Consider the following 7,088-nt stretch of genomic DNA (forward strand, 5'->3'; position numbering starts at 1 on the left):
CGAACCAATGGCCGTTCGTCCGCCCGAAAGCTCTTTCCAGATGGTTGACCGCTCTTGACAGACACACGACACAAAGCTATATTTTCAGTTTTGCTAAAAAGCCATATTCAACGGTAAGACGACAATGCCTAATCATCGATCTGCAGAAAAGAGGATGCGCCAGAACGAAAAACGGCGGCGCATCAACCGAAGCAACCGGAGCCGTCTGCGCACAGCGATCAAGAAATTGCGCGCGGCGATCGCTGCGGGCGATCAGAAGGGAGCGCAGCAACTTTTGCCACAAACCATCTCCATCATCGACAAGTCGGTGCGAAAAGGTGTGCTCCATCGCAACGCTGCAGCGCGTTACAAATCGCGCTTGACCGTGCGCCTCAATCAACTCGCTCAAGCCTAAGACTCGCCGAAGAGCCAAACGGCAGCGGCGATAAGAAAGCGCTCTTCAAGCTGCAACAACGCGCGCTGCTTTCGAAGAGCGCTTCGCCGTGTGCAGCCCGTTCTTTTGCGCTCAAGCGGTCAGCTCATAAACCAATATCTCCAATTGTAGCTGCGGGGTCGCTTGCGAGGTCTTAATGGCGAGATCAGCAGCGGCGATTCTCTCCAGCGCGCGCGTGAGAGCATGTGCATCGGTGCGACGCGCCGTAGCGAGAAACTCTTCGCGCTTACTGAAAGGCAGCGCAACGACGCGAAAGACTTCTGTGGTCGGCGCGCCGCGCGCCATCAACTCTTTGGCGAGCGCCAGCCGATGGTAGCTGTTGGCGATCAAACCGAGCAGCATGACCGGCTCGACGCCATCTTCGAGCAAGCGATGCAAAATACTGAGCGCGCGCTTGCGATCTCGCCTAACGAGGTAGTCGGCCAACTCGAAATTCGATGATTCCCGCGACCTGTCGGTGAGAGCCTCCACGTGCTCCATGGTGATTTGACCTTCGGGCAAGGCTGCCGTCGCCAGTTTCTCCAATTCCATCGCCAGCCGTCGAACGCCCGGCCCTACAAGCGCGACGATGTGATGCAACGTCCGATCATCGGCCAGCGCCCCCAGCTCTTTCAAACGCGCGCGCGCCCACTGGACCGATTCATCGTCTTTCAAGGGGGCGAATTCGACGGCGACGCAACGCTCGAGCAGAAGCTTGCTCAACCTTTTCCTCTTGTCTATATCGTCAGCGACGAAGATGACGACGGAGCTTTCCGCCGGATGAACGATGTACCTGCTCAACGCCGCCTCGTCCGCCTCACGCAAGCGGGCGAAATTCGTCATGAAGACGACGCGCCGTCCGCCCAACATCGGAAGTTCTTGTGCGGTAGCGATCGCTTGTTGCACGTCGTCCGCAGCGAGATCGAACTTCGATTCATTGAAATCGCGCACCGGAGAATCGGCGAGGGCAAGATCGCTGATGGCGCGTGCCGCGCGCTCCCGCAAGTATTCTTCAGGGCCGTAAAGCAGGTAGAGCGGCGCGAGGCGCCCGCTCTTCAATTCGCGTCGCAACTCTTCGCGCGTCAAGAGGCTCATCGGATCGCCCCGAATCCATTCACTAGGGTTGAAACCAAGCTCTCGGCAAAACGCCGCGCGATGCGGTTGACCGCAGCGTCTTCTTCATTGAAGAAGACGCGCGGGTCTTGAGAGAACTCGAATTCGCCGCGAAAGACGTAATCCTGATTATCGTAGAGCACCTTGTTCTCAACCTGATCGCGCACGGTGACGGCGGCTCGTATTTCCACCTCGAAAACGCGCGCGCGCCCGCTGTTGTCAAGCAACACGCTGGAGAACGAAAAGCTCTTGACCGTTCCATCGATCACGGCATCGGCCCCCTCGCGCTCGCTCTGCACGCGCAGCCCACGCCCGCGCCGAATGACCTCGTCCATCACGGCTTTCGTGAAACGCGATTCGATGCGATAGCGCAACGCCTGATTCTGAAAGGCCGGCACGGCGATGGTGTGTATGTGGTCTGGCAGGCCGTTTCGCGTCACCGGCTTGTAACACTCCGTGAAGCCCGAAACGACGAACAGCGAGAGCGCAAAAGCTGCCAGCCGCCAAGCAGTTCGCCAGAAGCCCCTTTCTTTACTCACGTTCATCTTTTTCCATCGCTCGGTCCGCCGAAAAAGTCTTTGCCCGGTCGCGTGTGGTCTCTGACATCGCTCCTCATCTTCGCTTGAAAACTTCAGCTTCACCGATCTTCCGCCGCGGTCAAGCTTTTCGCGTCCGACGGGCGCGCCGTTCTGATCCTTCGGTTTGAGAGCATACGACGCTCGGTGCCCGAACGACAAACGCTCGCCGACTCCGAACGCTCTTCAAAAGAAGCTTCGCCGCTCGCTGTCGCCAGCACCTCAAAGCCTAGCAGACGCCCTGAGCGAACTTTCTTTGCAGCTACTTGCGAACGCTCAGAGAAGGTTTAGACCGTAGAACCTTCCACTTTTCAAAGCGCGCCTCTTTTCGCCAGCTACTGCTTAACGATATGGTCTCTTTGCCCGTCGAAGTTCAAGTCTTCTCGTCGGGATAGACCGACGGCGCTGCGATCTTAGGTTTCGTTGCGCTTCGACGTCCAAGTCTTTTCGCCGCCCACTTTCAACGGCCGCTCATGCGCCACCGCTTGAAAGGCGCGCACGCCGCAAAGCCTCCGCAATGCGTGCCGTCTCCACCGCAGCGCGTACATCGTGGACGCGCACGATCTCGGCGCCGAGAAAGACGGCGACCGCGATGGTGGCCATCGTGCCGTGTAAGCGTTGGTCAACCGGCGCATCGTTCAGCAAACGACCGACGAACGATTTGCGCGAGGTTCCGACAAGCAACGGGAAATCCGAAAACTGCGCCGCTAACCGATCCAACAAAGCGACTAAGGCGACGTTCTGCTCCAAAGTTTTGCCGAATCCGATGCCCGGATCGAGCACGATGGAAGCGTGCCCGACGCCGCTCCTTTCAGCTTCGGCAATGCTCCATCGCCACCCGGCACATACTTCTGCGAAGATATCAGCGACGGGCGGTTGCGCATGCAACGTGGCGCGCTCTCCGCGCGAATGCATCAGCACTAATCCGGCGCCGGAGCGTGCCGCTTCGTCTGCCAACCGCCGATCGAAACGAAGACCGGAGATGTCGTTGATGATCTCCGCGCCAGCATCGAGCGCGGCGCGAGCGACGTCGGCTTTGGTCGTATCCACCGAGATGGGCACCTGAAAAGACTTCGCCAAACGTTCGATGACCGGCACAATGCGTTTCAGTTCCTCTTCCGTCGGGATTGGATCGGAGCCGGGTCGCGTCGATTCTCCGCCCACGTCGATGATATCCGCGCCCTCCTCGATCATGCGCTGAGCATGACGGAGCGCCTGCTCGGAGGAGAAGAATCGCCCTCCATCGCTGAAGCTATCGGGCGTGACGTTCAGTATGCCCATGACGAGCGTTCGTCCCTCCAACGGGATCACGCGCCGCGATGTTTTCCAGCCGGTTTTCATCTTCGAAGCAGTTCAATCCATTCGACAAAAGCGAAGGCGGAAGCCTTGATCAGACTTCCGCCTCGCTTCATCTTCCGATCTGCATTCATCACGCCGTCGCTGGATTGCTTCCGGTGATCGGCGGCAAGATCGGCTTCAGCTTCGCGCTCGATTCCGTTGTTTCTTTGACCTTGGGCGTTGAATCGCCATCCTCGCTCGGCGGCTCATCATCATCGAGCGGCAAGCCAGCCACGATGCGTCGAATTTGCACGGCATCGAGCGTTTCGCGCTCGAGCAACGCTTCCGATAGACGAATCATCACTTCGCGGTTCTCGGTGATGATTCGTCTAGCGCGCTCGTATTGCTCGGTGATAATGCGTTTCACCTCCTGATCGATCTTGATCGCCGTATCTTCGGAGAAGTCGCGATGTTGCGCGATCTCGCGCCCCAAGAAGATCTGCTCTTCGCGTTTGCCGAAGGTGAGCGGGCCGAGATCGCTCATGCCGTATTCGCAAACCATCGCGCGCGCAAGCTCGGTGGCTCGTTCGAGATCGTTGGATGCGCCTGTGGTGATGCTCCCCAAGAAGACTTCCTCGGCGACGCGCCCGCCCATCAGAATGGCGATTTGACCGAGCAAGTACTCCTTGGTGTAGTTGTGGCGGTCACCTTCGGGCAACTGCTGCGTGACGCCCAGCGCCATGCCACGCGGGATGATCGTCACTTTGTGGACCGGATCGGCGTTGGGCACTTTTAACCCAACGAGCGCATGGCCGGCTTCGTGATAGGCGGTGACGCGCTTCTCCTCGTTGGAGATGACCATGGAGCGGCGCTCAGCGCCCATCAAAACCTTGTCCTTGGCCAACTCGAAATCGAGCATAGTAACGACTTTACGGTTGTTGCGCGCAGCGTTCAACGCCGCTTCGTTGACCAAATTGGCCAGATCCGCTCCGGTAAACCCAGGCGTTCCGCGCGCGATCACCGAAATGTCAACGTCATCGCCTAGAGGGATCTTGCGCGTATGCACTTTCAAGATGCCTTCGCGGCCACGCACGTCCGGACGCGAGACGACCACGCGTCGGTCGAACCGCCCGGGTCGGAGCAAAGCTGGATCAAGCACGTCCGGACGATTGGTCGAAGCCATGATGATCACGCCGTCGTTCGACTCAAAGCCGTCCATCTCGACGAGCAACTGATTCAACGTCTGCTCCCGCTCGTCGTGACCGCCACCGAGTCCGGCGCCGCGGTGACGACCAACAGCGTCGATCTCATCAATGAAGATGATGCACGGAGCGTTCTTTTTGCCTTGTTCGAATAGGTCGCGGACGCGGCTGGCGCCGACGCCGACAAACATCTCGACGAAATCGGACCCCGAAATCGAGAAGAAAGGCACGTTGGCTTCGCCTGCCACGGCACGCGCAAGCAAGGTCTTACCCGTGCCCGGCGGACCGACCATCAAGACGCCCTTCGGAATGCGCCCGCCGAGTTTCTGAAACTTCTGCGGCTCTTTCAGGAACTCGATGATCTCTTGCAGCTCTTCTTTGGCCTCATCGACGCCGGCGACATCTTTGAACGTGACGCGCTTCTGTTGATTGTTGAGCAGCTTGGCGCGCGCTTTGCCGAAGCTCAAGGCTTTGTTGCCGCCAGCCTGAATCTGGCGCATCATGAAGATCCATACGCCGATCAGCAGCAGTATTGGCCCGTAGTAGATGAGACCCATCAGGATGGCACTGTTGCCGCTCACCTCCTCTTGAACGCTGATGTGCGGCTCACCGCGTTTGTTCGCTTCCGAGGCGAGCTTCATCAGTTCGGCTTTGAACTGTTCGTTGGACAGAGGCGTGCGCCATGACTGTTTGCCGTCGCTGGCGACGACTTCGGATTGCTTGATCGTCAACTCGGTGACCTCTTTGCGCTCGATTTTGGCGACGAGATCGCTGATAGGCAGTTGCTTAGCGTCGCGCCCAACCGGGCCTGAGACCAGCCGATAGAGCAACAGTCCGCCCATGACGATCAGGATCCAAACGATGATCTGTTTCGCTGTGGAACTCAAACTCTTTTGCCTCCGCGTTCGATGATAACCTATTTCGGCGCTTTCTGTCGCCCCCGTGCCGCATCGTGCGGCCGAAAACTTATGATGCGCGCGCTGGCGCGTGTCGTTGCGTGCTCTGTAACGTTAGCACCAGAGCTTCGCAAAAGATTCGCAAGCTCGCAGCGAACTTCAAAGAGCCGTCACAGAAAGGCTCCGGCAACCAATTATTCTTCGGCAAGACCGAAAAACGCCTCATCAACGTCGCCACCGGTCGAGGCCGCCGCCATCCACCGGAGCAAAGATCGATTCTATGCCGCCGCAAGCCCCTTTTCAACCTCATTTTTCGCAGCGACCGGTCTGCCTATTCTCACTCGAGGACGACACAGAGGACGACACATCAGCGCTTTTCCGTCGGAAAAAGAGCAAGCCGCGTCGCCGCTCGACGATGCTTGCTCCCGGAAGCTCAACCACACGCCCTCCACGTTCGCCTTCAAGCAGAAGGTCAACCGCGGCGATATGCACGCTCTCGATACGACGCAGGTCGCCGCGCTGACGTTTGATCCACAAGCGGAGCGCACGGCGACGCAAGGCTGTGGGCGCGGCAGCGAGCGTCGCCACGTTCAACGGCGACGCGCCATCGCCGGAAGCTGTTGCGCGCGCGAGCAAGTTCGTCGCCTCGGCGGCCAAAACCTCATTATCTTCGCGCAGAAGATCAGCCGTGCGCGCGAGCGTTTCGACGACGCGCGGATTGAAAGTCTCCAGCAACGGAATAAGCTGATGCCGAACGCGCGCACGCGCGTACCGCTCATCCCGATTCGACGGATCGCTGAAGAAAGCGACGCCACGTGCACGGCAATAACTTTCGGTCGCGCTTTTGCGCGCCCAAGACAACAACGGACGCACAAGCAAGACTTCCGGCCCAAGCTGCCGCACGCGCGCCATGCCGCTCAAGCCCTCAGCTCCGCTGCCGCGAATCAATCGCAACAGAAAGGTTTCAGCCTGATCGTCCATGGTGTGCGCGACCAAGACGGCACGGGCATGGTATCGTCGCGCCGTCTCGGCGAGGAACTCGTACCGCGCACGGCGAGCCGCTTGTTCCAAGTTACCGCCTTTTTCGCCGGCCAAACGCTCGACTTCGATGCGCGCCGTCTCGCACTCGTAGCCGAGCGTAGAAGCCAGTTCTGCCACCGCCGACCGTTCCTCGGCGCTCGTCGGGCGTAACGCATGATCCAGGTGCGCAACCACCGGCTCGATTCGCAATCCGACCGTTTTGATCAACTCGTCTAGCGCCAGCAGCAGCGCGACCGAGTCGCTCCCGCCAGAGACGGCGATGACGCTTCGGCCAGCGTCCAAACCTAGGCGCCGAAGCTCGCGCCAGAGTTTTCGCGCAAACTCGCTCGGTTTCGTCCCGCTCATCCTGTGCCAGATCCTCCTTTGCAGGCCGTTTTGCTGCCGCTCGCACTTTCAAGATAGAATACCACTGCTCATCCCATTGACATGTACGCGGAGGTGACGCGCTCCATGCTGGTGGATGAGAAGACCGCGCTCTTCGGAGCGGAGTTCGACAACGCAACGGATCAACTCGCCGAACAAGGCTGGACCATCATCCGCGATCTGTTTTCACCGGAAGAGACCGAAGCGC

General features: G+C 59.1%; 6 protein-coding genes. 1 reads left to right on the top strand and 5 read right to left on the bottom strand.

Features of this window, described 5'->3' with window-relative positions; genetic code table 11:
- Positions 1 to 124 precede the first annotated feature (124 nt).
- The gene (gene rpsT, locus C4334_RS14130) at positions 125 to 394 is read left to right on the top strand and encodes a 30S ribosomal protein S20 (RefSeq protein WP_352432733.1); all 270 of its coding nucleotides are present in this window, start codon (positions 125 to 127) and stop codon (positions 392 to 394) included.
- Positions 395 to 505: 111 nt separating this feature from the next.
- Here rpsT and holA read toward each other — a convergent pair whose 3' ends face one another.
- From holA to tilS, 5 genes are all read right to left on the bottom strand, one after another.
- The gene (gene holA / locus C4334_RS14135; protein WP_352432734.1) at positions 506 to 1,507 is read right to left on the bottom strand and encodes a DNA polymerase III subunit delta; all 1,002 of its coding nucleotides are present in this window, start codon (positions 1,505 to 1,507) and stop codon (positions 506 to 508) included.
- A complete protein-coding gene (gene lptE / locus C4334_RS14140) occupies positions 1,504 to 2,070 on the bottom strand; it encodes an LPS assembly lipoprotein LptE (protein WP_352432735.1) in 567 nt (188 codons plus the stop codon). Before lptE ends, holA begins: the two co-directional genes overlap by 4 nt.
- A gap of 501 nt (positions 2,071 to 2,571) precedes the next feature.
- Positions 2,572 to 3,441: a dihydropteroate synthase gene (folP, locus tag C4334_RS14145; RefSeq protein ID WP_352432736.1), complete on the bottom strand. Its 870-nt coding sequence runs from the start codon at positions 3,439 to 3,441 to the stop codon at positions 2,572 to 2,574.
- Positions 3,442 to 3,529: 88 nt separating this feature from the next.
- Positions 3,530 to 5,467 carry an ATP-dependent zinc metalloprotease FtsH gene (gene ftsH, locus C4334_RS14150; RefSeq protein ID WP_352432737.1) on the bottom strand — a complete coding sequence of 646 codons (1,938 nt, stop codon included), beginning with the start codon at positions 5,465 to 5,467 and terminating at the stop codon, positions 3,530 to 3,532.
- 315 nt (positions 5,468 to 5,782) lie between these two features.
- A complete protein-coding gene (gene tilS, locus C4334_RS14155) occupies positions 5,783 to 6,862 on the bottom strand; it encodes a tRNA lysidine(34) synthetase TilS (RefSeq protein ID WP_352432738.1) in 1,080 nt (359 codons plus the stop codon).
- Positions 6,863 to 7,088: the final 226 nt, after the last annotated feature.

The sequence above is a fragment of the Pyrinomonas sp. genome (assembly GCF_040289685.1).
Taxonomy (GTDB): domain Bacteria; phylum Acidobacteriota; class Blastocatellia; order Pyrinomonadales; family Pyrinomonadaceae; genus Pyrinomonas.